The 23,760-nt window shown below is 52.1% G+C and carries 15 protein-coding genes and 4 pseudogenes; 3 read left to right on the forward strand and 16 right to left on the reverse strand.

Annotated features, from left to right (window positions below; translation table 11 throughout):
- Positions 1–176 precede the first annotated feature (176 nt).
- From MX657_RS22545 to ascF, 3 genes and pseudogenes are all read right to left on the reverse strand, one after another.
- Positions 177–3,209 (reverse strand): autotransporter outer membrane beta-barrel domain-containing protein, encoded by a 3,033-nt coding sequence (locus tag MX657_RS22545; protein WP_346808613.1) that lies wholly within the window; start codon positions 3,207–3,209, stop codon positions 177–179.
- A gap of 653 nt (positions 3,210–3,862) precedes the next feature.
- Complete coding sequence (locus tag MX657_RS22550) at positions 3,863–5,290, reverse strand: 6-phospho-beta-glucosidase (RefSeq protein ID WP_346808598.1); 1,428 nt, start codon at positions 5,288–5,290, stop codon at positions 3,863–3,865.
- A gap of 12 nt (positions 5,291–5,302) precedes the next feature.
- A pseudogene (ascF, locus tag MX657_RS22555) lies at positions 5,303–6,765 on the reverse strand (PTS cellobiose/arbutin/salicin transporter subunit IIBC).
- 904 nt (positions 6,766–7,669) lie between these two features.
- On the opposite strand from ascF, the gene MX657_RS22560 reads away from it, so the two are divergent.
- Together MX657_RS22560 and MX657_RS22565 are read left to right on the forward strand one after the other, a co-directional pair.
- A complete protein-coding gene (locus MX657_RS22560; protein ID WP_346808614.1) occupies positions 7,670–8,680 on the forward strand; it encodes a LacI family DNA-binding transcriptional regulator in 1,011 nt (336 codons plus the stop codon).
- Positions 8,681–8,842: 162 nt separating this feature from the next.
- On the forward strand, positions 8,843–9,412 hold the full coding sequence (locus MX657_RS22565) for a sterol desaturase family protein (RefSeq protein WP_346808599.1): 570 nt from the start codon (positions 8,843–8,845) through the stop codon (positions 9,410–9,412).
- On the opposite strand, the pseudogene crtB reads toward MX657_RS22565, so the two are convergent.
- The 11 genes and pseudogenes from crtB to MX657_RS22620 all read right to left on the reverse strand — a co-directional run bounded on the left by crtB (position 9,330) and on the right by MX657_RS22620 (position 16,777).
- Positions 9,330–10,237: pseudogene (gene crtB / locus MX657_RS22570) on the reverse strand (15-cis-phytoene synthase CrtB). The gene MX657_RS22565 and the pseudogene crtB overlap by 83 nt on opposite strands.
- Positions 10,234–10,383, reverse strand: a pseudogene (locus MX657_RS22575) (FAD-dependent oxidoreductase); the annotation flags it as partial. The pseudogenes crtB and MX657_RS22575, both read right to left, overlap by 4 nt.
- A 6-nt stretch (positions 10,384–10,389) precedes the next feature.
- Positions 10,390–10,734 (reverse strand): annotated as a pseudogene (locus tag MX657_RS22580) (DUF6012 family protein); the annotation flags it as partial.
- Between the two features lie 68 nt (positions 10,735–10,802).
- Entirely contained in the window at positions 10,803–11,336 is a 534-nt protein-coding gene (locus MX657_RS22585; RefSeq protein ID WP_346808600.1) for an HNH endonuclease, read from the reverse strand.
- 60 nt (positions 11,337–11,396) lie between these two features.
- Positions 11,397–11,585, reverse strand: coding sequence for a hypothetical protein (locus MX657_RS22590; protein ID WP_239910473.1), 189 nt, complete (start codon positions 11,583–11,585; stop codon positions 11,397–11,399).
- Positions 11,586–11,894: a hypothetical protein gene (locus MX657_RS22595; RefSeq protein WP_346808601.1), complete on the reverse strand. Its 309-nt coding sequence runs from the start codon at positions 11,892–11,894 to the stop codon at positions 11,586–11,588. It lies immediately after the preceding gene.
- A 62-nt stretch (positions 11,895–11,956) separates the two neighbouring features.
- Positions 11,957–12,196, reverse strand: coding sequence for a hypothetical protein (locus MX657_RS22600; protein ID WP_346808602.1), 240 nt, complete (start codon positions 12,194–12,196; stop codon positions 11,957–11,959).
- Positions 12,197–12,445: 249 nt separating this feature from the next.
- Positions 12,446–14,830 (reverse strand): phosphoadenosine phosphosulfate reductase family protein, encoded by a 2,385-nt coding sequence (locus tag MX657_RS22605; protein WP_346808603.1) that lies wholly within the window; start codon positions 14,828–14,830, stop codon positions 12,446–12,448.
- A 168-nt stretch (positions 14,831–14,998) separates the two neighbouring features.
- Positions 14,999–15,448, reverse strand: coding sequence for a hypothetical protein (locus MX657_RS22610; protein WP_346808604.1), 450 nt, complete (start codon positions 15,446–15,448; stop codon positions 14,999–15,001).
- Positions 15,449–15,678: 230 nt separating this feature from the next.
- Positions 15,679–16,290: a hypothetical protein gene (locus MX657_RS22615; protein WP_346808605.1), complete on the reverse strand. Its 612-nt coding sequence runs from the start codon at positions 16,288–16,290 to the stop codon at positions 15,679–15,681.
- A gap of 229 nt (positions 16,291–16,519) precedes the next feature.
- Entirely contained in the window at positions 16,520–16,777 is a 258-nt protein-coding gene (locus MX657_RS22620) for a hypothetical protein (RefSeq protein WP_001052325.1), read from the reverse strand.
- A 272-nt stretch (positions 16,778–17,049) separates the two neighbouring features.
- Here MX657_RS22620 and MX657_RS22625 point away from each other — a divergent pair, with 272 nt between their 5' ends.
- The gene (locus tag MX657_RS22625) at positions 17,050–18,018 is read left to right on the forward strand and encodes an IS5 family transposase (protein ID WP_185953913.1); all 969 of its coding nucleotides are present in this window, start codon (positions 17,050–17,052) and stop codon (positions 18,016–18,018) included.
- A 2,170-nt stretch (positions 18,019–20,188) separates the two neighbouring features.
- Here the strand turns inward: MX657_RS22625 and repHI2 are convergent.
- Together repHI2 and MX657_RS22635 are read right to left on the reverse strand one after the other, a co-directional pair.
- Positions 20,189–21,277, reverse strand: coding sequence for an IncHI-type plasmid replication initiator protein RepHI2 (repHI2, locus tag MX657_RS22630; protein ID WP_000159528.1), 1,089 nt, complete (start codon positions 21,275–21,277; stop codon positions 20,189–20,191).
- 1,107 nt (positions 21,278–22,384) lie between these two features.
- Positions 22,385–23,755, reverse strand: coding sequence for an Ig-like domain-containing protein (locus MX657_RS22635; protein ID WP_258004138.1), 1,371 nt, complete (start codon positions 23,753–23,755; stop codon positions 22,385–22,387).
- Between the last annotated feature and the right edge of the window lie 5 nt (positions 23,756–23,760).

Consider the following 23,760-nt stretch of genomic DNA (forward strand, 5'->3'; position numbering starts at 1 on the left):
TTTCTGTCAATGATGAAAAGCGATAACGGCTTTACCTTTTTTATAAATATGATCGCTATCACAGCGCGTATTTAACGGCGGCGCGAATATCGTGCCCGTTCTTCGCGCAGAATAAACGGCAGGCGGAGAATTAAGTATAAAAAACGGGGCCGTGTCGGCCCCGTGGTTGACGGATTTCAGAAATTCCAGCTGAAGCCCGCGTTGACGCTGTTGTCCTGATAATTCCCGGAGAGCAGGCCGCTGTAGCCCAGCGACAGCCGGGCGTTGCTGTTGATCGCCACCTCGGCGCTGGCTTTGAGCACCGCCCCGTCGCGCGAGGCGGAGACGCTGTTTACCACAAACGGCGTATCGCTGCCGTTGAACTTCAGCCCAACGCCGCGATCGAGGTCGCCGTATTGATGCTGCCAGCCCAGCTCGCCGCGCAGCGCCACCGCCGTTTCACGGGTGACGTTCCACTGGACATCACTGCGCAGGCCCAGGGTGGAGAGCGTGGCGTCGATATGCTGCTTGTCGCCATGCAGCGCCGCTGTGCCGCCCTGCTCCGCGATGCGGTTGTTCTGGAAGTTGACGTAAGAGAGATTGGCGAATGGCTCCAGGCTCACCGGTCCGGCCGGAATGCGGTAGCCCGCTTCGGCGAAGAATTGCTCGGTGCGCGCGCTGTACTGCGCGCTGGCGCGGTCGGACTGACTGCCGTAACGCACAGCGCGCGAGGTATCGAAACGGTGCCAGGTGTATCCTGCGCCGGCACGCAGCGCCAATGAACCGTACTCTTTGCCGCCGTAGACGCCGAGATGATAGTTGTCGCTGTCGGCGTCAGAACCGTAGCCGCCATCCAGCGAGGTGCGGGTGTAGCCGGTCGCGACGCCCATGCGCCAGTCGTCCGCCCAGGCGGAGTCCAGCCCCAGCAGCACGCCCCATGTCGAAGCCTGATAGCCGGTGGCGCTGTCGTCGCCGGAAGCGTGATCCCACGCGCCCAGCAGTTTTGCCCAGGCGCCGCCCTCGTCCGCCTTGATATCGTTGACGCCGCCCAGCCCTTCCGCCTGACGCAGGCGATCGTTGAGCGTGTCGCGCAGATAACGGCTGTCGTTGACCTGCGCCGACGCGATATCCGCATGCACCTGGCCGGAGAGCTGACGGAACGCCTGACGCGCCTCGCCCGCCGATCCGCTGAGCAGCAGGCTTTCATAGACCGGGTTGCCCGCGCCCAGCGCTTCCGCCGCCGCCGCGACCGCGCGCTCGTTATCTGAGGCCGCCACGCTGGCGAAGGTGGCGTCGTTGCGCCCGACCGTCAGCGAGACCTGGTTTGCCTGGTAGCCCAGCGTGGTGCCCAGGAAGGCGTAGCTCGGCAATGCGCTGGTAAAGGCGCCGCTGACGCCTTGCGTCGCCGTCAGGATGTTGTACTGACGTCCGGCAAGGCTTTGCACTTCGCTCTGGCTCAGCAGGTTAGCGCTGTTTTCCAGCGATACCGCCACCTCGCCGCCGTTAATGGTGATGGTGCGGCTGCTGGCGATGCGGTCGCTGCGGCCGTCCGGCGCCACTTCTACCGCGTAGCGCGAGCCTTCATCAAAGGTGACGTCGCCATCCACGTTCAGGGTGCCGATCGAGTTGCCCGGCGCCACGGTGCCGCCGCGCGCCACCCGTAAGGCCCCGATGCTGCCGTTGCCGCCCAACACGCCCTGCCGCTGCACCGTGACGTCAGAGGTGAGCGAGCCGTTTACCGACAGCAGCCCGGCATTGACCAGCGTCGGGCCGCTGTAGGTGTTGCTGCCCGTGAGCCAGAGCGCGCCCGCGCCCTCTTTGGTCAGCCCGCCGTGGCCGGAAATGTCGTTCGACCAGACGTCGAAGCCGCACTGTACCTGATTGCAGAGGCGTGCATAGGGCGTGCCTTTATCCACTTCGGCGCCGATGCCGGGGATATTGGCGACAAACTGCGTCGGGCCGTAGGCGACGCCTTCCGGGTCCGGTATACGCAGCGCTTCGGGAATATCCTCGACGGTATAGAACATGCCCGGACCATCGATCGCCTTGCTCAGATCGATCATGCCCCAGCCGTAGAGCGCGTCGATGCCGGGATCGCCCATGTCGGTGGCGGTAGTTTTCAGTACCTGCGCCACCTGCGCGCCGGTCATATAAGGAAAGCGCTCCATCAGCACCGCGACGCTGCCCGCCACGTGCGGCGCCGCCATTGAGGTGCCGCTGTATTTGGCGTAGCCGGTGGTGAGGTTATCGACGCTGGTGCCTTCGATTATCGAGCTGTAGACGCGCGAGCCGGGGGCCGAGACGCAGAAGCTGGCGGTGTAGCCGCAGCGGGAGGAGAAGGTGCTGATAGTGTAAGGGGTGCCGTCGGCGGAGGCGGCATTCTGTTGCAGGCTGGCGACGGAGAGCCAGTTCGGCGCGATATCGGGCACAAAGTAAGCCAGCCCCGCCATCGCGTCCGGGTTGTTGAGGTTGTCATCATTGCCGGCGGCGAAAATGGTGACGATGCCACTACGCGCCGCATCAATCGCGCCCTGATAGGCGCCGCCCGGTACGGTGCCGAGGATCTGCTTAATCTGGTCAAACTGTTTCTGCGCGTCATTTACGGTGAAGTGCGGATAAGCGGAATTGCTGCCGCCCTCGGCGAATTTATCGGTGATGCCGATGCCCCAGCTATTGTTAATGATGCGCACGCCGCTTTCGCGCAGCGCATCCCAGCCCGCTTTATAGACCGCGCCGTCGTTGCCGAGGATGATGCCGTCTTCCGGGCCCGGATCGCCGTTTTCCGCGCTGACGATCTGCGCGCCCCACGCCACGCCGTGCATTTCGCCGCCGTCACGGCTGCCTGCCGCAATGCCGCCGACGTGAGTGCCATGCGATCCCAGTTCGCCGTCGGAATCAACGCTCGGCGTGCCGTTATATTCAAACGGATCGCCTGCTTTTACCGGAATGTAGGGATCGGTATAGGCGCGGATGCCTTTGGTCACCAGGTTGATCACTTTATTCGCGCCGGAGAATTCCGGGTGCTTTGCGTAAACCGGCTGATCGAAGATCCCCAGTTTTACCCCTTTGCCGCTGTAGCCGGCGGCATAGGCCGCTTCAGCGTGAATCGCTCCCAGCCCCCATTCAGCGTTGAACTCGCTGCTGCGCCAGCTGGCTGGATTGCCCGCCGTGCCCTGCTCGATATAGCTGGCAGCCCCCGCCTGGCCCATCGATCCCAGGCATACCGCCATCGCCAGAACGCTTAAACGCGCGCGCCGCCCATCTGACTCAGGCGATAATACGCGCTGAGCTACAGTCAACCTGCTTCTTTTTACCATTGCAGATACCGTCCATTATTGGTTTTTAAACAAGGATTTTTAAAAGCGTTAAGTTTGCAAAAAAGAATGCGCCGCGCTGAATGCCTCGGCGCAAATATCAGGTAAAGCAGAAAAGTATTATTTCCGCCAGTTACATGCGGAAATATTGATACGTAAAAAGGTGATTTCACTCATACTATTTTCATATATCTTTATGATTAAGAAAAAACAGAATAAAAAATAAAATAATCAACAAATAATTTATCAATCATGAGTAGGAATCATCTTATTAAGAAGAAAATGTGCGGCAACAAAGGATTGATTTAGATGTGTTAATTATTTAAAAGAAATAATTTCATTGCGCATATTATTATACGCGGCGCGCGTCAGGCGGAAGATATCCGTTTAATATTAATAATAAAAAGGCGACGTACAGCGGAATATGCTTATAAAAAGATCGGAGACAGAAAAAATGGGAAATATCGTGCGGGAGCGAATCGTTTTACGTAGCCAAATATCGCGTAATTAAAGATAAAGCCTGTAGCAAAATACCTTAGGAAAAAACGGGCCGTTACCGGCCCATTTGATTAATCGAGATCGGCGCCGTTGCTGGCGATAACCTTTTTATACCACCAGAACGATTTTTTACGCGTGCGCGCCAGCGTGCCTTTGCCCTGGTCGTCGCGGTCAACGTAGATAAAGCCGTAGCGCTTGCTCATTTCGCCGGTCGAGGCGGAGACCAAATCGATGCAGCCCCAGCTGGTGTAGCCAATGATGGGAATACCGTCGTCGATCGCTTCCGCCATTGCGCGGATATGTTCGCGCAGGTAGCTGATGCGGTAGTCGTCATGAATTTCGCCGTTGGCGTCAGGCTCATCCCTGGCGCCCAGGCCGTTTTCCACCAAGAACAGCGGTTTCTGGTAGCGGTCATACATCATGTTCATGGTGATGCGCAGCCCCAGCGGATCGATGGCCCAGCCCCATTCGCTCGCCTCAATCCAGGGGTTTTTCAGCGATTTAACTACGTTGGCGGCGCTGGTGTTGTTGCTGTTCATCTCCGCCGAGGCGCAGCGCGAAGCGTAGTAGCTGAAGGAGACGAAATCGACGGTGTCTTTCAGGATTTCGTCGTCGCCCGGCAGCGTTTCGAGGGTGATGCCCTGCTCGCGGAACATGCGGCGGGTCCAGGCGGGATAAGCGCCGCGCGCCTGCACATCGATAAAGAAAAGGTTTTCCCGATCCTTTTCCAGCGCCGCCCAGACATCTTCTGGCTTGCAGGAGTAAGGGTAGAAGTTGCCGCCCGCCAGCATACAGCCGACCTGGTTTTGCGGGTTGACTTCGTGGGCGATTTTGGTCGCCAGCGCGCTGGCGATCAGTTCGTGGTGCGCCGCCTGATATTTTACCTGCTGCGGGTTTTCCCCCTCGTCGAACGCCAGCCCGGCGCCGGAAAACGGGCTGTGCAGCAGAATATTTATTTCGTTGAAGGTGAGCCAGTATTTCACCAGCCCATCGAAGGCTTCAAAGCAGGTGCGCGCATAGCGGGTAAAGAAGTCCACCATTTTGCGGCTGCGCCAGGAACCGTACTCTTTTACCAGGTGCATCGGCACATCGAAGTGGCACAGGGTGACCAACGGCTCAATGTTGTATTTCTTACATTCAAGAAACAGGTCGCGGTAAAAGGCAATGCCCTCCGCATTGGGCGTCAGCTCGTCGCCCTGCGGATAGATGCGGCTCCAGGCGATGGAGGTGCGAAATACCGTAAAGCCCATTTCCGCCATCAGAGCGATATCTTCTTTGTAGCGATGATAAAAATCGATCGCCTCGTGCGACGGATAAAACTCGTCGTCACGGCAGCTAAAACGCTTCTGCTGGCCCAGCTTTACCGCCATGCGCTCGGGGCCGTGCGGGCTCATATCTATCGTCCCTGGCCCTTTGCCGCCCTCGCGCCAGGCGCCCTCGGCCTGATTCGCCGCAATCGCGCCGCCCCATAAAAATCCTGCGGGAAATTTGGTTTCCATATACATCCTCTGTTAATGCGTTTTAACGGCCTGAGAGTTTGCGGGCCAGTCGGCGGATGCTGACACCGCGTTGGTCTGCTCCGGCGTCACCGGAATGTCTTCAAAGCCTAAAATCAGGGTGGTGATAAAGGAGATCACGACCGCCAGCGCCATAACCGCAAATACCCAGACGATACTCATCGGGTTGGCGGGGTCGAAGAACTGCACGCTGGTGAACAGCCCCGGCGCCGCCATGGAGTGACTCGCCAGTCCGGCCAGGCCCGCCACCGCGCCGCAGATAAAGCCGCTGATCAGGCTGGCCACCAGCGGGCGTTTGAGCCGAATCGCCACGCCGTAGAGCGCGGGCTCGGAGATGCCCGCCACTATTGCGGAAGCCGCCGCCGCCAGGGCGGTTTGACGCAGCTCCGGGTTTTTGGTGCGCCAGGCGACCGCCAGCGAAGATCCGCTCAGCGAGAGATTGGCGCCGATTTCAGACGGCATGACCATGCCCTCTTTGCCGGTTTCAGCGATGGTTTGAATGATGGTCGGCGTGAAGACGCGGTGCATACCGGTCATGACCAGCAGCGGCCAGAGCGCGCCCATGATGGCGACGGAGAGCCAACCGAGATAGTGGTGGATGGTATAGACCACCGCCGAGATGCCGCTGCCGATCCAGATGCCGATCGGCCCAATCAGCAGGATGGTGATCGGCGCGGCGAACAGGACGATCAGCATCGGCTTGAGGAAGTTTTTAGTGACAGCCGGGGTGATTTTATCCACCCATCTTTCGATATACGAGAGTATCCAGGTCATGCAGAGCGCCGGGATGACGGTATAGGTATATTTGACCGCGGTGACCGGCACGCCGAAGAAGTCGACGGGCTGTCCCTTCGCCGCCTGCGCCATGAGATCGATAAAACCGGGATGGACCAGCACGCCGGCAATGGCGATCGCCAGCGACATATTGGTTTTAAATTTGATCGCGGCGGAGGCGGCGACCATAACCGGCAGGAAGAAGAAAGCGCCGTCGCCGATAAAGTTCAGGATGGCGATGGTGGAAGATCCTTTCGGAAAGAGACCGGTCATGTCGAGGATCATCGCCAGCAGTTTGACCATCGATCCGCCAATGATCGCCGGGATCAGGGGGGGGACATGGTGCCGATCAATGCATCCAGGATCCCTGCGCCGATGCGTCTCAGGGTGAGTTTCCCTTTTGGCGGTTCGGCCCGTAGCACCTGTGCCCCGGCGGGAAGCAGTTTGAGGACTTCAGCGTAGGCCTGAGAAACGGTGTTGCCGATGATAACCTGGCACTGGTTGTCGTTTTGCACCACGCCCATGACGCCGGGAATGGCCTTCAGCGCAGCGCTGTTGACGCTGGTGCTGTCGTTCAGCACAAAGCGCAGGCGCGTCATGCAGTGAGTCACTGCCGCCACGTTATCACCACCACCTATCGCCTCAACGATTGAACGCGAGATTGTTGCGTAATTCTTTGACATGAGTGTGAAACCTCTCGTTATGACGCACCGTGCCGTAGGGTAGACGGCATTTTTATAGTTTATTCAGGTAGTTGTGGAAGCAACCTGCATAAGTTTTCACTGGCGCTTCCCGTCTGCAACAAAATAGGTAACCGGTTTCACATCAGATTGGTTAAGTTGTGAATGGAGATCAACTGATTTCTTTTTGAGCTTTCAGATTTGTGATAAGGATCGCGCGTGTGCTGGTCGTGGTCGGGTGGGCGTCGGTTTGCGGCCCTGTCAGGTGCCGGTCGCAAGGGGGCCGGACCTTTCGGCGGAACGGCATAAAGCCATCCATGGCGCCTCCGCCCGCGCCTTCCCTGGCGCGGGAGGTCCGCCTACAGGTTCCGGCCCCCTCGCTCCCCTAACTCTGTGCTTTAGTATGTGAATTCTGTGTTTCACATCAGCCAGGCAAAGCAGCACAGACGACTTCCAAAGCGACACCCAGCGGCGCGGGCAACACTGAAGCTAAAGGAAGCGGCGGGCGGGCCGTGTAGTAAAGCCTCCGCGTCAGGGATGACGCGGCGGAGTCTCCAGGGATGGATTGACGACGTCTTTACGAAACGGCCCGCCCGCCGCTGACTCACTGAAAAACCCGCCAACACCGCATCGCCGCTGCCCCACCAAACAGCCAGCCAACACCGCACCGCCGCTGACTCACTAAGCAGCCAGCCAACGCCGCATCGCCGCTGCCCAAACAACCCGCCTGCAGGTTCCTGCCCCTGCGCCCCCAACTCTGTGGTTCGGTACTGGGGTGCTGAGTTTTATATAGCTTGAAGAAAGCGTTGCCTTTGACGTGTTCACCAGGGACCACGCAACATAATCCGCGATCCTGACGTAAAAATGTTTAGAATGAGCCGCAAGGGATCACGGTTGGGGGAAGATGATGTCAACAATGCAGGAAGTGGCGAAAAAAGCGGGCGTCTCCAAAGCGACGGTCTCGCGTGTGCTGTCAGGCAAAGGCTATGTCAGCGAAGAAACCCGCAAACAGGTCTTCGCCGCCATCGAAGCCGCGGGCTACCGCCCTAACCTGCTGGCGCGTAACCTGGCGACCAGCAAATCCCAGTGCATCGGCATGGTCGTCACCAACACTCTCTACAGCGGCAGCTACTTCAGCGAAATCCTCTCCCAGGCGGCGAAAAAAGTGGAAGAAAGCGGCCGACAACTGATCCTCGTTGACGGCAAACACAGCGCGCAGCAGGAGCGCGAGGCGATCGAATTCCTGCTCGATCTGCGCTGTGACGCCATTATCCTCTACCCGCGCTTTCTCACCATCGACGACATGGACGACATCATCGGGCAGACGCGCCAGCCGATTATGGTGGTCAATCGTCGGCTGCGTAAACATCCCAGCCACGCCGTCTTCTGCGACCATAAAGGATCGGCGTTTAATGCCGCCATGGCGCTGATCGAACGCGGCCACCGGGAAATCGCCTTTATTACCGGATCGCTCGATTCACCCACTGCGCTGGAACGCCTTGCCGGTTATAAAGAGGCGCTGCGCCAGGCTGATATCGTCGTCGAACCGCAGCGCATCGTTGAAGGAAAATGGACGCCCGCCTGCGGCGCAAAAGCGGTGGCGACCCTGCTGGCAAACAACGTCGCCTTCAGCGCGCTGATCGCCAGCAACGATGATATGGCGGTCGGCGCCCTGAGGCAGCTGGCTCAGGCCGGACTGCGCGTGCCGGATGATGTCTCGCTACTCGGCTTTGACGACATCCCCGTCGCTCCCTTCCTGCTCCCCGCGCTCTCCAGCGTTAAAGATCCCGTTACCGGCATGATCCATGAGGTGATCGACCGCCTGATCTCAATGCTCGACGGCGGCGACATGACCCCACAGCAGGCGCTTATTTCCGGACTGGTGCTGCGCGAATCGGTAAGCGACGCCACCTCCTGAGCACGCGGCAGCCCGCCGACTCTGTTGCTATACTCTGCATCACGTACACTCATCGAAGCGGCTGACGCCTTTCAGTCGCCTGCAACCACGGGCAACGCAAAGCAGAGCCCTTGCCGTTTAATGCGATGGACACGCTATTTATCCGCTAAAACAGGAGTCACGATGCTCGTGCTGTGGAACACCCTGATTGTGCTGGCGACCGTCGCCGTCATGGAAATCGTGGCGACGCTGGCGCACAAATACATCATGCACGGCTGGGGATGGGGCTGGCATCTTTCACACCATGAACCGCGCACCGGCTGGTTCGAAGTCAACGATCTCTATGCATTGCTGTTCGCCGTGCTGGCGATTGTGCTGATCGCTGTCGGCACCTCCGGCGTCTGGCCGTTGCAGTGGATCGGCGCCGGTATGACGCTCTACGGCGCGCTCTATTTTATGGTGCATGACGGCCTGGTGCATCAGCGCTGGCCGTTTCGCTATATTCCGCGCCGCGGCTACCTGAAACGGCTGTATATGGCGCACCGCCTGCATCATGCGGTGCGCGGCAAAGAGGATTGCGTCTCCTTCGGCTTTCTCTATGCGCCGCCGGTGTCAAAATTGCAGGCGGTGCTGCGCAGCCGCAACACCAGAGCGTCGCGCGGCGAAAACGCTACTCCGCGTGACCGCCATGCCGATGCGGACGCTGCCAAAGATCGGAAGAACGCGGCGGCGTCGACGCGACGCGGGAACTGATCGCCAGCGCCGCGCCTTTCATTAGCAGCGCGATTTTCTCCGCGCGGCTGGTGCCCTGACGCCGATCTCCCGATAAACCCCGTGCGCCGACGCGATCGCCCAGGCGGAACGCAGCGGCAGGCCAGCCAGCCCGACGCGCGCGGAGTCGTAGTAAGGCTCGGCGGCCGCCACCAGCCGCTGAGCCAGACGCGCCAGCTTCTCGCGGTTAACCGGATCGGCGATCTGCTGCCTGCCGATCCCCTCCTCCGCCAGCCACTGCGCCGGTAGATAACAGCGCCCTGTTTCCGCATCTTCAACAATATCGCGCGCAATGTTGGTCAGCTGAAACGCCAGCCCCAGATCGCAGGCGCGATCCAGCACCGCTTCATTACGTACGCCCATAACCCGCGCCATCATCAGCCCCACCACGCCCGCGACGTGATAGCAGTAGCGCAGCGTATCCTCCAAGGTTTCGTAATGGGTGTCGCGCACGTCCATCGCGAACCCTTCCAGATGATCGAACGCCTGCTGCGGCGGAATGGCATGGCGCGTCGCCACCTCCTGAAAGGCGGCGAAGGCAGGCTCCTGCATCTCCGCGCCAGCAAAAGCGCGCTGCGTTTGCGTTTTCAACATCGCCAGCCGCTGCGTCGCGCTGCCGCTGAGGGCGGACGCATCGCGGAAACCCAGCGCCTGACCGTCAATCACATCGTCGCAATAGCGGCACCAGGCGTAGAGCATCAGCGCGCTGCGACGGGTCGACGCGTTAAACAGCTTTGCAGCGGTATTAAAGCTTTTCGAGCCTGCCGCCATGGTTTCGGTGGCGTGATCCATCAGCGTGCCGTTCATCGTGACAGCGCCTCCAGCATCAGGCCGGCGGTCGCTTTCGCCGAGCCGATCACGCCGGGAATCCCCGCGCCCGGATGGGTGCCCGCGCCGACCAGATAGAGATTGGGAATACGGCTGTCGCGGTTGTGCGGGCGGAACCAGGCGGAGACCATGTCATAGTCTTTGTCCTGAACGAGCGTTTTTACGGTATGACTAATTTTTCCAAAACCTTCAATTTCCCAGATTGTTATCATTGTGAACTCAGTTAAAGTCCGTGGGCTTTTTACCAGAAAGCCATTTAATGCACGTCGCCCCTTCAACATGACAACGTGGTAGGACTTGTTGGGATAGGGTTTCATTGCCACCAGCGAATCAGCTTTAAGCTCAAGTGACAATTCAGGTACAGAAACTGACACGAGAGTACACTTGTTTTTCATATGGTGAAGAATACGGGGCACAAGATGCAGATACATCATTTTCTCCTTTGAAGGATATACCAGGCAGCTCCTCAGCAGCATCAAAATATTTAAATCACTCTTTAATTAGTAAACCACTGCTGATTAACTTCTTTTATGTTTCACAGAAATTATTCGTTTTGTTTCTGTTCGTTATACTGCTCAAACCAGAAGACGACCGGTTTTTCTACAATATGAAGCAAACCAAAACGTTCTGCGGTACGGAAATTCACGCTATATGCGCGAGCCCGTTCAACCTGTTTGGTAATTTCTTTTCTCATTCCTTCAACACTAAAAGCTCCTTTAAAAAGGTTGCAGGGGGCGCATGATGGAAATAAGTTTTCTATAGCATGCAGTTCAGGGTGCATAACCTTACCCGTATTTCGGGCAACATGAGTTACGCCGCTGCCGACCGGGGCTCTCACCAGTTCAAAGTCGCGTCGAACAGGCTCAACATGATCGGCATGCCACCCTTTTTCAGGAAGCTTGCAACCACAATAGGCACAACGCCCCCCAAATTTCATTCGCAGCTCAGCTCGCTGTATTTTAGAGATCTTATTTTTAGGTTTTGAGAACCTACCATCAGGTGATTCAGCTTTGGATAACTTTGCTGAGGGCTCAGGTAATTCAACTAAATTCCCGTTGATATTTATCACCTTGACCATATCATTTTCCGCCTTTACTAAACTCACGGGCACAGGAACTGGCTTAAGTAACCGCTGAAGTTAACAGCCACTGACTGCATCTACCCAGACCTTCTGTTTATACTCAATAGGCCACCCCTCTTTATCTGCCCGGATGACGCAATCATTTACCGTGGTGCGTGACCGGATACGAACATCAAGCGGAAGCGAATCGTTATCCACACGAGCCTGTGCCTCATTTAAAATGCGTAAAAACATCTCTTTGGTCATTCAGATACCCCCCTCAACTTTGCGAATTTTGATCAGATGAGGGCGATTCAGTTTACAAAGCTGTTCTGTCGCTTCATCAATCGAATTGAACCGATGAGCCTCTTCGATATTTAAAGTCCAGTATTTCGCTTTCCCTTCTCCCAGATCGGACTCAAAATAATGTCGCTTTACATCCATTTTTTTTGGCCTGCCATTTATCTTGACGACATTATGTCTGTCATCAAAAAGAAATTCGTCCCCCTCAAAAGTGATTAATACAAATGGCCCCTCAGGCTTGGAAGTCCCGGAACTTCCCATTTTCAAAGTCATACTTCAGCCTCTCGATAGAACTCATGAAACCTCAAATTAAAATGGACACACACCACACTGATTCAGTATTCCTCCTGAACCCCATTAGGCTCTGTTGTGATTGCATATTTAATTCCGCCAGGGGCTCCCACAGCGTCCGCGACCGACTCACACAGCAGCGAGAGATCGTTGAGGGTCATTGGGTGTTCAATGTCCAGCGTGAAAAGTTTCCCGGCTTGCTTGGCGGCTGTCTTGTCAGCATGTTCGGCATTAAAAAGGTATACGGTGTGTTTTTCCTGAGCGGGTGTATTTTGATTTTGCATTGATGATCCTTTTGTTTAGTTCCCCGATTCCGGGGGTGAGTGAATTAATTTAAATTTATATTTGTCTGGTTTAATTAGAACGTTTCCAGGCTATGCGTAAACAGGTAATGCAAGGGCTGTATCAACAGGTTTAAAGTTACTTTTCTGGATGCAGCAACGCTTGGACATGATGTCCACATTACATCACGATCAAAGTTAAGTTTTTTTTGTATAACCCCTCCATTTTCGTGTGTTTCGCGTTTCAGACGCTTATACGACCTGCCTGACCATCCTCATCAGAAGGCGGTTTAACAGTCCTTTCGCTGTCGGGCGATTGCTATCGACATAGTAAAAACCTGTTTTGGTCGTACCGTGAGCACTGCTCAGCACTCTCAGTTCCCAGATAACGTCACGGATAACGCCGCCATTTTCTGGCTTAAGGCATTCAGATAAATGGCGCATGAAACGAGCTCTAACGGCACGGTAATAGCAGAACTCCTCTGGCTGGTTAGTATTTTCTTTCACCCGGAGTCGCTGGTTACACAGAGTTAAAACTGCATCCATCATTCCCGCCTTCAGCTTCGCCTGGATCGCACCTTGTTGCTGTTCCCTCTCACCTTCGAGTAACGTTAAAATTCTTTCTCCGAGTGCCGTCTTGTTGTGTACGTGCAACTGAACACAGGCAGCTACGCATGCCCAGAATCTGAACTTTTTTATCTGTCCACGCAATTTCCGGGCTACAACCTGACGGTATGCAGAATCACTGAGTATTTTAAAACGCCGACTGGCAACCAGCTCTGGAAGCGACACTCTGTCGCCTATCCCCAGGCGGGAAAAGGTTTGTCCCCGTTGTGCGAGACGATGATAGACAGCGCCCTTGCCTTTTGAAATTCGGACCGCGCCATAACGAAGAAGATACTGAGCAGCAGTCGTTGGAGTAAACTCACCGCCAGCGATGGGCTGGCGTAACCCGTCGTATTCATGCCAGATAATCCAGGACGCCGTATCTTCTTCAACAGTCAGCTCATCCTCTTCCTCGAATGCCACGACGACAGAACTGCTCTCTCCGGTCTTTAGGCTACGTGAAGCCCTGGGGTCCGCCTGCCCGTCAAAATAGGTCATCAGCGGCAACGTATCAGTCAGTCCATCATAAGCTGTACCGAACCGGCCTCCGGGCAGTTTCAACCAGAGTGGAGCTGGCATTGGTGTACGGGGCACAGGCTGCATGTCAGGCTCATCCTCAAGAAGGTCCAGATCGGCCTCTTCCCAGACCCTACGATAGATCTCAATTGCCCGAAACGGGCGAGGGTTGAAACAGTGCAACGACCAGAGGAAATCAACGTGGATCACGTTTGCTTCCTGTACAAGCCGAAATTGTGGCTCAGCCATACGACGGTTATAAGCCGTATCGTCCACCTCGCCGGAAAGTAGCTTTCTGCGATTCTCTGCCGCACGTCTGGCTTCAACATAATCAAGGCTGCAACAGACATGAAAGAGACGTTCAGTCAGGGATGAAGAAAAGATATTGGGTTGAAGACGTACATAACCGCCTTCAAACACTTTACGACCGATATAATCCCGCAGGCTCCAGTCATACTGGATCTTAGAAAGAAATCGCTGAAGACGACTCAGGCCTGCCTGATAACCGTACTTCTCCGGGTCAGCATGTATAAGCGCTTCCATTGAGTGGTTAACTAAGACGGCTGTGCAAAGTGAACAACCATAGCGAGCCCCACAAGCTGAGGTGCGTGTGGACTTCTCAGGGGACCAGATACACTCTCCGGTAGCGTCTTTATAAAGCGTTGCCAGGCTGAAGTTATCCGGCATAAAGCTTGGTAAAGGGAAGCGGGATTCGGAACCACAGGCCATCAGAAAGGACCAGATGTCCTGAGTACGCCACTTCTTTACCGGATAGAGTTCACCACCGTGCTCAGTAAGGGTAACTTTACTTGCCTGCCCTCCCATTTTGAGGATATTTCCGGCCCTACGGGCGCTTTCATCATCCCTGGAACCCAGCATCAGGCAAACTCTTTTTCGTACGGATGCATGGGCGTTTTTCAAAAAAAGCGCTTTGGCCTTGCGCAGGGGGGCGATCTTTAGATCGGTTGTACACTGTCGTGTAGCGGAGTTTGTCCAGGTCGGAAGTCCGCGCCCAGTCAGAATGCGGCCGACCCAGCTCTGCGTAAGAGACGGTCGGGCGACAAGAACTGTGACCGGTAGCTGGTGTTCAGCAATGAACATTCTGAGCTGGTTGAGAACCTGTGAAGCCTGATAGTGCATCTCAGGGTTTTCGATCAGCGTATCGGACATCTGAATGAAATGATGTTCGCTGATATTTGTGCCGTTACGTACTGCCCTGATCAATGCCATCAGAAACAGGTGCAGAAGAGAATGGGAGTCTTTGCCGCCACTGTATCCCACGCACATCGTCCAGCCGTCCGTAATAGCCTGATAAATAGCAGATGTGGCTGACATGACCAGAGAAGAAAGACTCACAGTCTCCTTTTCATCGGTATAGTTCAGATCGGCATCGGTTGTCAGGGTCTCCCAAACATCCGCCCATTTATCATGTTTCAAAATGGCAGCATTAGCCGCCTCAGGAAAAATAACTTCTGAGGATAATTCAAGGAATGAGTCGCTTTTTTCAATAAACATATATTTTCCTGAACCACGGTATATGCTGCATCACTGATATTATTATTAGAACTTTAAAATAACCACAGCGCAACCATTTAGCGAAATTATATTAAATCAAAATCACGCGGATTTAATGCAAAAATATATAAAAATAATCCATTGTAATTTAATCACCCGGCTCAGCCATTAGTTATAGGTTGGCGGCGTAATAAATGCCGTATTATTTGTTTTCAACTCAGACAGCGGAATAGAAGGAGTGTTAAGAGTCATGTCATCACCACAATGGCGTGGTAGAGCTGAAAGCTGAAATGAATCTTTCATCACCCTAATAACCGGGCATTCCGTACGTGCTGATGGCATTACTTCCCGCAGCATCGCTTCCTGCTTTATGCTGTCGCTATGCTTATATTCATCCATGTCTTTTATTTCTTGAATTTCATCTTCACCACAAAATGACCAGTTAGCGTCATAGAAGTAAAACTCAGTTAAATGAAGATCGTTTTCTTTCACGTATGCCGCCAATTTGCGGATACGCTGTTCAAGCATTGTATCTATCCGTAAGGAAACACTTTGCGGAACGTCACTTGCATATTCATTGATACAATCAACGGTAGAAACTATGAATTTATTGGTCATGGCAGGCTCCAGGCCACCGGGGAAACCGGTGGCTACGGTAATTGGCAGGCTTAAGCGCCGCAAAGGGTGTCAAGGGAAGGGAGAAGCTTGCTCAGCTTGTCGTAATCGAGCGGAGACAGTTCTGTAACGAATTCGACCGAAAGACTGGTGTTGTCTTCTTCACTCAGAATATAGATTCCGTCTTCTGGCTCTTTTCCGGCACACGCCTTCAGTCGTCTGTTAACGACCTCCTATGCTGAATCCGCTACGTCGCAGCTCAGGACATAGCTTGCCACATAGCTGCTCTCACCGTGGTAATGCGTCACTTTACACAGAGCATACTGGATACCGGCTTTGTGAGCCTCATTCATGAGACGAGAAAACTGACAGCCATCCTGGTAATAGTGGGTATCCTTTGTGACCAGAATAGTCATACCCCCAAATTCATCTGTCCGGCTTTTACTGCATGTAAATGCAGCAGTAATTGTTACCATTTCCGGGAGGTCGAATACCGACAGCACGGCAGTTGTGAGGCAAATTGCATGGTCAAGATCAATGGTCTCTCCATGAAAAACTGCCAGCCCAATGCTGGTAACTTCTGTTGCGAACAACAGTTCATAATTGCAGTCTGGGCAGGATGGTTGCCCAAAGCTCGGCTCAGAAGGGTCATACTCAGGGTGGTTCTCGATAATACTGAGGATCAGCTTCTCAGTCAGAGAACAATCTGTCAGTGGCTTATCAAGCAAACGCTCACCTTCTGCAATTTCTGCTTCGGTAACGAATGTGATTGCTTCTTGTGCCATTTTTGCCTGCTCCTGAGTGCAGGGAATAATAAACGACGCCTGAGTATAATTATCTGCCACAGTTGACTCCTTGATTATTTAATTAATGTATTTGATGAGAAGATCATAACAAATACACTAATACCAACTAATAACCTTAAGGCGTTTTTTTAGAAAAAATATTAAGAAGAAGAATATGAACACTACCTCATCTTAAATTAATATCATTCAGGATTAATATTCATTTTTGCAAATAAAAACCGCCAGACGGCGGCTTTTATAAAGAGGGAAATATCATTGGAAGTTGAAATTACTTCACGGCAGGCCGACAAATTACGCGACTGCTGTGAGCTGAAGCGAAACTTGTAGAGGAAACTATAATCACCTTTTCTAAGTCGTCGGCACTGTCAGCAATATGATGCCGGAAAGCCTCCTCTGCATCACCAGGGGAGTCGGCTTCGACCAGGTAGGCCTGATCATCATCATCAAACATAATGCGCCCGGAAATGAGATAAAGTCGGCTCAAATCTGGCGTTGCTGCGCTCGTGCTTCGTTCGTTCAGATTCATTTTTTCTCCGTCTGTTGCTCGTAAAAAGAATGACGCCGGTTTAAAAGGCGTCGCCAGGGTTCGGGCTAAAACGCAGGGTTGCCATCGAGGAAGCTCATTGGCTGGCCAATAGCGGATGCCACCCTGAGAATTTCACCTGGTGTGGCATAACGCAGCATTTCAGAGCGTCCAAATTTCTGATACTCATCTACTGACATCTTTCTCCACTCTGGGTGAGGATCTTTTCCGCACAGTGACCAGGGCTTTGTTGAATAAATCGAACTTTTGCTGAGTTGAAGGATCAGATCACGTATCTTCCCGACAACGCAGACCGTTCCGTGGCAAAGCAAAAGTTCAAAATCACCAACTGGCCCACCTACAATAAAGCCCTCATCAACCGTGGCTCCATAACTTTCTGGCTGGATGATGAAGCTATTCAGGCCTGGTATGAGTCGGCAACGCCTTCATCACGGGGAAGACCTCAGCGCTATTCTGATCTCGCCATCACCACCGTTCTGGTCATTAAACGCGTGTTCAGGTTGACCCTGCGGGCTGCACAGGGTTTTATTGATTCCATTTTTACACTGATGAATGTTCCGTTGCGCTGCCCGGATTACACCAGTGTCAGCAAGCGCGCAAAGTCGGTTAATGTCAGTTTCAAAACGTTCACCCGAGGTGAAATCGCGCATCTGGTGATTGATTCCACCGGGCTGAAGGTCTTTGGTGAAGGCGAATGGAAAGTCAAAAAACACGGCAAAGAACGCCGTCGTATATGGCGAAAGTTGCATCTGGCAGTTGACAGCAACACACATGAAATCATCTGTGCAGACCTGTCGCTGAACAATGTGACGGACTCAGAAGCCTTCCCGGGTCTTATCCGGCAGACTCACAGAAAAATCAGGGCAGCATCGGCAGACGGCGCTTACGACACCCGGCTCTGTCACGATGAACTGCGGCGTAAGAAAATCAGCGCGCTTATCCCACCCCGAAAAGGTGCGGGTTACTGGCCCGGTGAATATGCAGACCGTAACCGTGCAGTGGCTAATCAGCGAATGACCGGGAGTAATGCGCGGTGGAAATGGACAACAGATTACAACCGTCGCTCGATAGCGGAAACGGCGATGTACCGGGTAAAACAGCTGTTCGGGGGTTCACTGACGCTGCGTGACTACGATGGTCAGGTTGCGGAGGCTATGGCCCTGGTACGAGCGCTGAACAAAATGACGAAAGCAGGTATGCCTGAAAGCGTGCGTATTGCCTGAAAACACAACCCGCTACGGGGGAGACTTACCCGAAATCTGATTTATTCAACAAAGCCCCTCAGAATTCATGATTCAGATCGACGAGTTGAAGTAACTACCCGGAGCCGACAGTAAAACTGACGGCTTCAATTTTACTGCCCTCCTTGACTCCGATCAGCCAGTACGTCTTCAGAGATTCGCAAGGAAGAACCGAAAGAAAAGTTACTTTAATCGTACGTTTCCAGCGATGCTTTTAAAAGACAATGCACACTCGTTGATTACGACAATGGGAGTGAGTGTCGAAACCCTTGAGTAAAGATACCCGGTAAATATACAGCCCCGGGGATCCTCTTCCTTCAACCGGGGATGACAACGGTAGTGAGTCCGGCAACTCACTCCCGTTGTCACTTCTCTGACATATCGTCATACGAGCTTACTCAAGTGCATCCACAAAGATGGGATCGTTTTGAATCTAAACTGGTACTGGTTAGCCAGTCACTTGCATCTATTCCCCCGTCGATACTTAAGTGACAATTGTAGTGATCTGCAATACTGGTGTCTCAGAAACACTGACGACGGTAGAGACTCAATACCCTAACCCCTGACAACAGGAGTGAGCTTAGAGGTGTTACGCTGCTGTCACCTAATGCTTGGAATTGCCTGACTCACAACCATTGTCATCCGGAGCTACTGATTAACGTTGAACCGCTGGACTTTAATGACAGTGGTAGTGATGGATAGGCTCATTTCCATTGTCGTCATTTTATCGGACAAGCCTCTTCGTCCTACAGGTTTAAGCTGACAATGGTAGTGATTGGATGATCTCACTACTGTTGTCACTCAGTTCTTTGAGCGGACCCTTCCCTCGGTTGGTCGGCATTAACAACGGTAGTGACTCGATTGGCTCACTGCCATTGTCATCGTGTAAATGACGTACCTTATCAGCTCAGCTGAAAGCAATGACAACGGAAGTGACTCTAATTGCTCACTGCCATTGTCGTCGTGTCTATTGAGAGCCTTATCAGTGCACCTGAAAAGCAATGACAACGGTAGTGATTCTAATGGCTCACTACCGTTGTCACCGTGTGTATTGAGAGGATGGTCCACTTAACTGGACGTCTATGACAATGGTAGTGACTTTAATAGCTCACTACCATTGTCGGCGTGTGAATTGAGAGGATGATCAGCTCAGCTGTACGGCCATGACAATAGTAATGACTTAATGAGCTCACTACCGTTGTCACCCTGTTAATTAAGAGGCTCATCTGCTCTTCTGGAAGGCTATGACAACGGAAGTGACTTGCTGGGCTCAGTGCCATTGTCGCCGTATGAATTGAGAGGATCATCCGCTCTTCTGGATGGCAATGACAACGGTAATGACTTAATAGGCTCACTACCGTTGTCATCCTGTAAGTTAAGAGGTTGATCTGCTCAACGGGACGACTATGACAACGGTAGTGACTTGCTGGGCTCACTACCATTGTCACCCTGTGAATTGAGAGGTAGATCCGCTTAACCAGACGTCCATGACAACGGTAGTGACTTTCTGGGCTCAATACCGTTGTCACCCTGTGATTTAAGAGGTTGACCCGCTCTACTGGACGGCCATGACAACGGTAGTCACTTTCTGGGCTCACTACCGTTGTCGCCACATAGAATGAGAGGAGCATCAGCTCAGCTGAACGGCAATGACTACAGTAATGAGCTGGATGAAGCATAACCATTGACATCTGGCCCAACCGGAAGCCGTATTCGCCAATCCAATCGAGATTCACAATGGCCGTGACTCGCCGCATTAAGTTCCGGTGTCCTCCCAAAGCTGAACGCACACTCGGAGGACAATGACAATGCCAGTAAGGTACACATCATTACCATTGTCACTATAGCTACCAGAGAAGCCGGGATTTGAATGTCGATGGTAGTGAGTGGGTCAACTCACTGCCATTGTCACCCCGTTACGATATTTTCCGTTGGATGTACTGGCCAATGAAGTAAAGCGTAGAAACCGGGTGTTAACAGGTGACTCAGGAGAAAGCGTTGAATTCGCAATCTCGATCTACATAGGGTGGTAGAGAACAATGACAACGGTAATGACTTTTGACTCATTACCGTTGACGTGAAAGAGCGGGCTGGGACTAACGAAAATCGAAGAAGTAATTTAGCACCCGGAGCCTGAACCGCCGGGTTAACTTTAGCTGGCGTTGCTGTTCTTTTTCTGGCTTCGAAGACTACGAATATAGCGCAGTTCTTCAGCGGTTAAATCATGGACGGTAAGAACATCATCGCCGTCTATCGGGTCAGCTGGTGGGCATAACTCACCTTCTAAAACAGAAGACCCTGAGTTCTCTTCTTCATCTTCAACCACTTCTAAAGGAGGCTGAGTATTGTTCAAATTCAGATCGGGATCCCGCTTATGAATCTGGAAGTATACTTTTCCGTCTTTCTTAATTTCGGTGTACTGGAGGTATCCTATCGATGCCAACTCTTCAAGAGCCTTTCTCACGGTAGCATTCTGACTATTTGCTCGTGTTTTGAGGTTCAGACGATTTTTCAGCCGAGTAAGGGATATCGGTATAGGATTTGGCGGTAATGACTCTATGAACGTATAGAGAGCCTGGGCGCTTTCCTTCTTGGCCAACTCCTTAATTGCCTTCAGCTGCATCAAAACCTTATGATCGTATTGATAGAGCTCGAAAATCTTAGGATCAACCTGAAGGACAACCTGATCTGATTCCGGGTCTAACAGGGCAGACTGTACCAGATGCGTTGTATAGACTTTGGACGAGTTATTACTGGTGAACGACAAGGTAACGGATGCTAACCTGCGTAAGGAGGCGTCTATACGTTTTCTGGACGCTGTAGATGAGCGATAATTTTCAGGCGTACATAGCTTGAGGAATTCAGTGAATTTTAAGCTTATCGTGTCATTGTTAATCGGATGATTGGCATAGGTTCGAATGATGCCCATCCACGTCTTAAAATCTACTGACATATCAAGACGCTCACCGACAATTGAAATATTGGTGAACCCCTCGCTCTCCATTAAAGAGAGCGTCTGTAACTCTTTCGTTGCGTCAAAGCCAACCGTTTTATATTCCCGATTTTGACGCCCCACACTCTTTGGTGATGGGACGAACAGCCCGAGCCGCATCAAAGCAATAGACTGCACCGTACGGTTGCTGTTAGGACGCAAAATGATGTCTTTACCTGATTCTTTCTCTCTAACAGAGAAAGCCCTGGTGACCAGGTCCTGCTGCTCAGTATCTTTCTCTTTAGTCATAATAAGTTATCACTGAATGTGTAAACAGATTGGTGAATAGTAAGCCCCAGCGAACTCTATGTCACTGGATGGGTCATTGTGATGATCCATATCTGTGCATAAGTTCTACCTAAAAAAACGACTCCACTCATTAAAACTTGGCAAAAACTCTTTGCATACAATGACCTGCAACTCTTATCAACAACGGATCAGATCAAGTTAAAAAGATCTAATGAAAAGTCACTACTATTGTCGCTCTGATCACTACTGATGTCAAAAAACTCATTACCAACGTTATAATAATCACTACCAATGACAAAATAATCACTACTGTTGTCACTGATCACGTCTCAGGCCTTGTGCCGTCTGGCCTGGAGGCAGCGGGGATCTCTTTTGATCTATCAGGAACACTAAGGTACTAATTATTGGAACTACCTTGTGGAAAATGGGGATAAATAAATGCTTAGTTCTTATACAGGTCTCAACTTGCCTCCCTCATAAAAACTGTCGTCAAAGCTAAATCACAGCCACAGGCATTTTCGGTGGATAAATTTTTGAGAAATAGAAGCATACATGCAGACTCGTGTCGCAAGTAATTGAAAGTAATAATTTATTTAAATAATGCGAGTCACCTTACCTCACAGTGGAAGTTTAAGTCTAACCTCACTACCATTGTCACTTAAAATCATTACCAACGTCGAAATAGTCTCTACCATTGTCTTTTAAGTCACTCCCGTTGTCACTTATGTCGCTACTGTTGTCAGTGACAATGCTCCAGCCCAGTAACCATGCGGCCTACAGCGTACCGGGATCTTCTTTGTACTCTCTGGCACCTTTGGGATCATTTATTGGATCTACATGAGGGATAAAATCTTTTGACGATTTCGTAGTGCAGTTATACCAGCGACTTAGCAAGACAAAAGCTGCAATTTAGTGACGAGTTACTAGTCTGCCCAACAAGAGCAATGCAGAGAAGATATGTGGTGAAATGACCATGGTAGTGAGTCTAATCACTACCATGGTCCGCAGTAAGCGTTACTTACGCAATGAACGTCGGACTGATTTGCAACAACATGGGCTACGGCGCATCAGAAGACGGCCGTTGTGCTTCAGCAAAACAGCCCTGCTTTATTTTAATTCTTCAATGTTAATCATGAACTCAGATCTGCCTGTAAGGCCGGATACAGCAGGGAAAATAGGAAAGCTACGGCTGTCCCCGAGCCCCAAATCCAGTTGAAGCTCTTTGCTTTCACCTGGCATCGCAGAAACACCATTTACAGTCACGCCGAATGCAGCGTCCTTACGGACAGTAAGCACTGCGTCCTGAAGCCCTGTAGCGATTGAACCATCCTTTTTACGCAGCTGGCTGGCATACAGAACAGCCAGAGGAGTATTGTCAGATGTTTTGAGAGAAGCATTGACAGCTAAGGTTTTCAGATTCTCTAGCCTGACGAGATTGTTTGGAAGGTAGTTAAATTCGACTGAGCTTTCTTTAACGTTGTTCATCTCATCTTTGGCCTGAACTGTGAGAGTGTATGTTTCGCCTTCATTAAGAGACGGAAAGATCTTGGGATAATTAGGTGCATACAGGTTGTTTCCCAGATTCACCCAAGACAATTCCACCGCATCAGAAACAGGGCCACCGCGAAGAGTCATACGGCTTAAGGATGGTTTAGTTAGAGCATCGGTGAGCTGTATACGGACGTTCTCCAGCCCATATACTGTTACGTTTTTGCTGATCGGTTTTCCTTCGTAGCTAATACTTACAGATGGTGCTGTATTATCAACGACAACAGTTTGATAAGGGAGGTTACCGGTATTGTTGAATGTATCTTGGGCATTAATTACCACGTTATAACTGCCTTCTGGTACCTCTTTCATGTTGAACTCATACGTGTAGTTCCCAGACGCCATATTTCTACCTGTTTGTTTGCCGGTTACGCTTATTTCTGCGTTGTTACGGTTTTTATCTGACAACCAAACTCGATTTACATAAACATGGTCGAAATATGAACCATCTCCAGGTTGATTCACGTAAACCTGGAGAATGTTGGTGGTTTCATTGTAATCAAATCCAGTGACGGAGGGACCCAGTGTATGCCAGGCTATATTCTCCCATATAGGGGCAAAGAAGGTTGCTTCGGTGGTTGACCTTACTTCATAGCCACTATGAAGATAGCCGGTAGTGCCATTTATAATATCCTGGGGCAAAGAGACGGTACAGGTTGTTGAGCCAGCTGGAATACTGCATGTTGCTCCGCCAGTGATTTTTTGATCATATGGCCTAGCCTGTACATTGAACCGGATATTAGTAAGTTTTATAGGCATATCAGATGCCTTGAACAGGTTCCAGTTTACGCTGTTGAACCATGTTCCATCAGCCTTTTGTCGTTCTATGGGTGAACTTCCCCAAGCCGGACTCTTTACAGAGGCAGGATCCCAGTTGAGCCAGCTGGCATACTGACCAAGATCTCCTCCAGACCATTGATGAATCGCCACGGATA

Origin of the sequence: Enterobacter chuandaensis, from assembly GCF_039718975.1 — a bacterium.
GTDB lineage: Bacteria > Pseudomonadota > Gammaproteobacteria > Enterobacterales > Enterobacteriaceae > Enterobacter > Enterobacter chuandaensis.

Bases quoted from the DNA above. Each gene is read 5' to 3' on its own strand.
- MX657_RS22545 (WP_346808613.1), bottom strand. From the start codon at position 3,209: ATGGCGGTATGCCTGGGATCGATGGGCCAGGCGGGGGCTGCCAGCTAT.
- MX657_RS22550 (WP_346808598.1), bottom strand. From the start codon at position 5,290: ATGGAAACCAAATTTCCCGCAGGATTTTTATGGGGCGGCGCGATTGCG.
- MX657_RS22560 (WP_346808614.1), top strand. From the start codon at position 7,670: ATGTCAACAATGCAGGAAGTGGCGAAAAAAGCGGGCGTCTCCAAAGCG.
- MX657_RS22565 (WP_346808599.1), top strand. From the start codon at position 8,843: ATGCTCGTGCTGTGGAACACCCTGATTGTGCTGGCGACCGTCGCCGTC.
- MX657_RS22585 (WP_346808600.1), bottom strand. From the start codon at position 11,336: ATGGTCAAGGTGATAAATATCAACGGGAATTTAGTTGAATTACCTGAG.
- MX657_RS22590 (WP_239910473.1), bottom strand. From the start codon at position 11,585: ATGACCAAAGAGATGTTTTTACGCATTTTAAATGAGGCACAGGCTCGT.
- MX657_RS22595 (WP_346808601.1), bottom strand. From the start codon at position 11,894: ATGACTTTGAAAATGGGAAGTTCCGGGACTTCCAAGCCTGAGGGGCCA.
- MX657_RS22600 (WP_346808602.1), bottom strand. From the start codon at position 12,196: ATGCAAAATCAAAATACACCCGCTCAGGAAAAACACACCGTATACCTT.
- MX657_RS22605 (WP_346808603.1), bottom strand. From the start codon at position 14,830: ATGTTTATTGAAAAAAGCGACTCATTCCTTGAATTATCCTCAGAAGTT.
- MX657_RS22610 (WP_346808604.1), bottom strand. From the start codon at position 15,448: ATGACCAATAAATTCATAGTTTCTACCGTTGATTGTATCAATGAATAT.
- MX657_RS22620 (WP_001052325.1), bottom strand. From the start codon at position 16,777: ATGAATCTGAACGAACGAAGCACGAGCGCAGCAACGCCAGATTTGAGC.
- repHI2 (WP_000159528.1), bottom strand. From the start codon at position 21,277: ATGACTAAAGAGAAAGATACTGAGCAGCAGGACCTGGTCACCAGGGCT.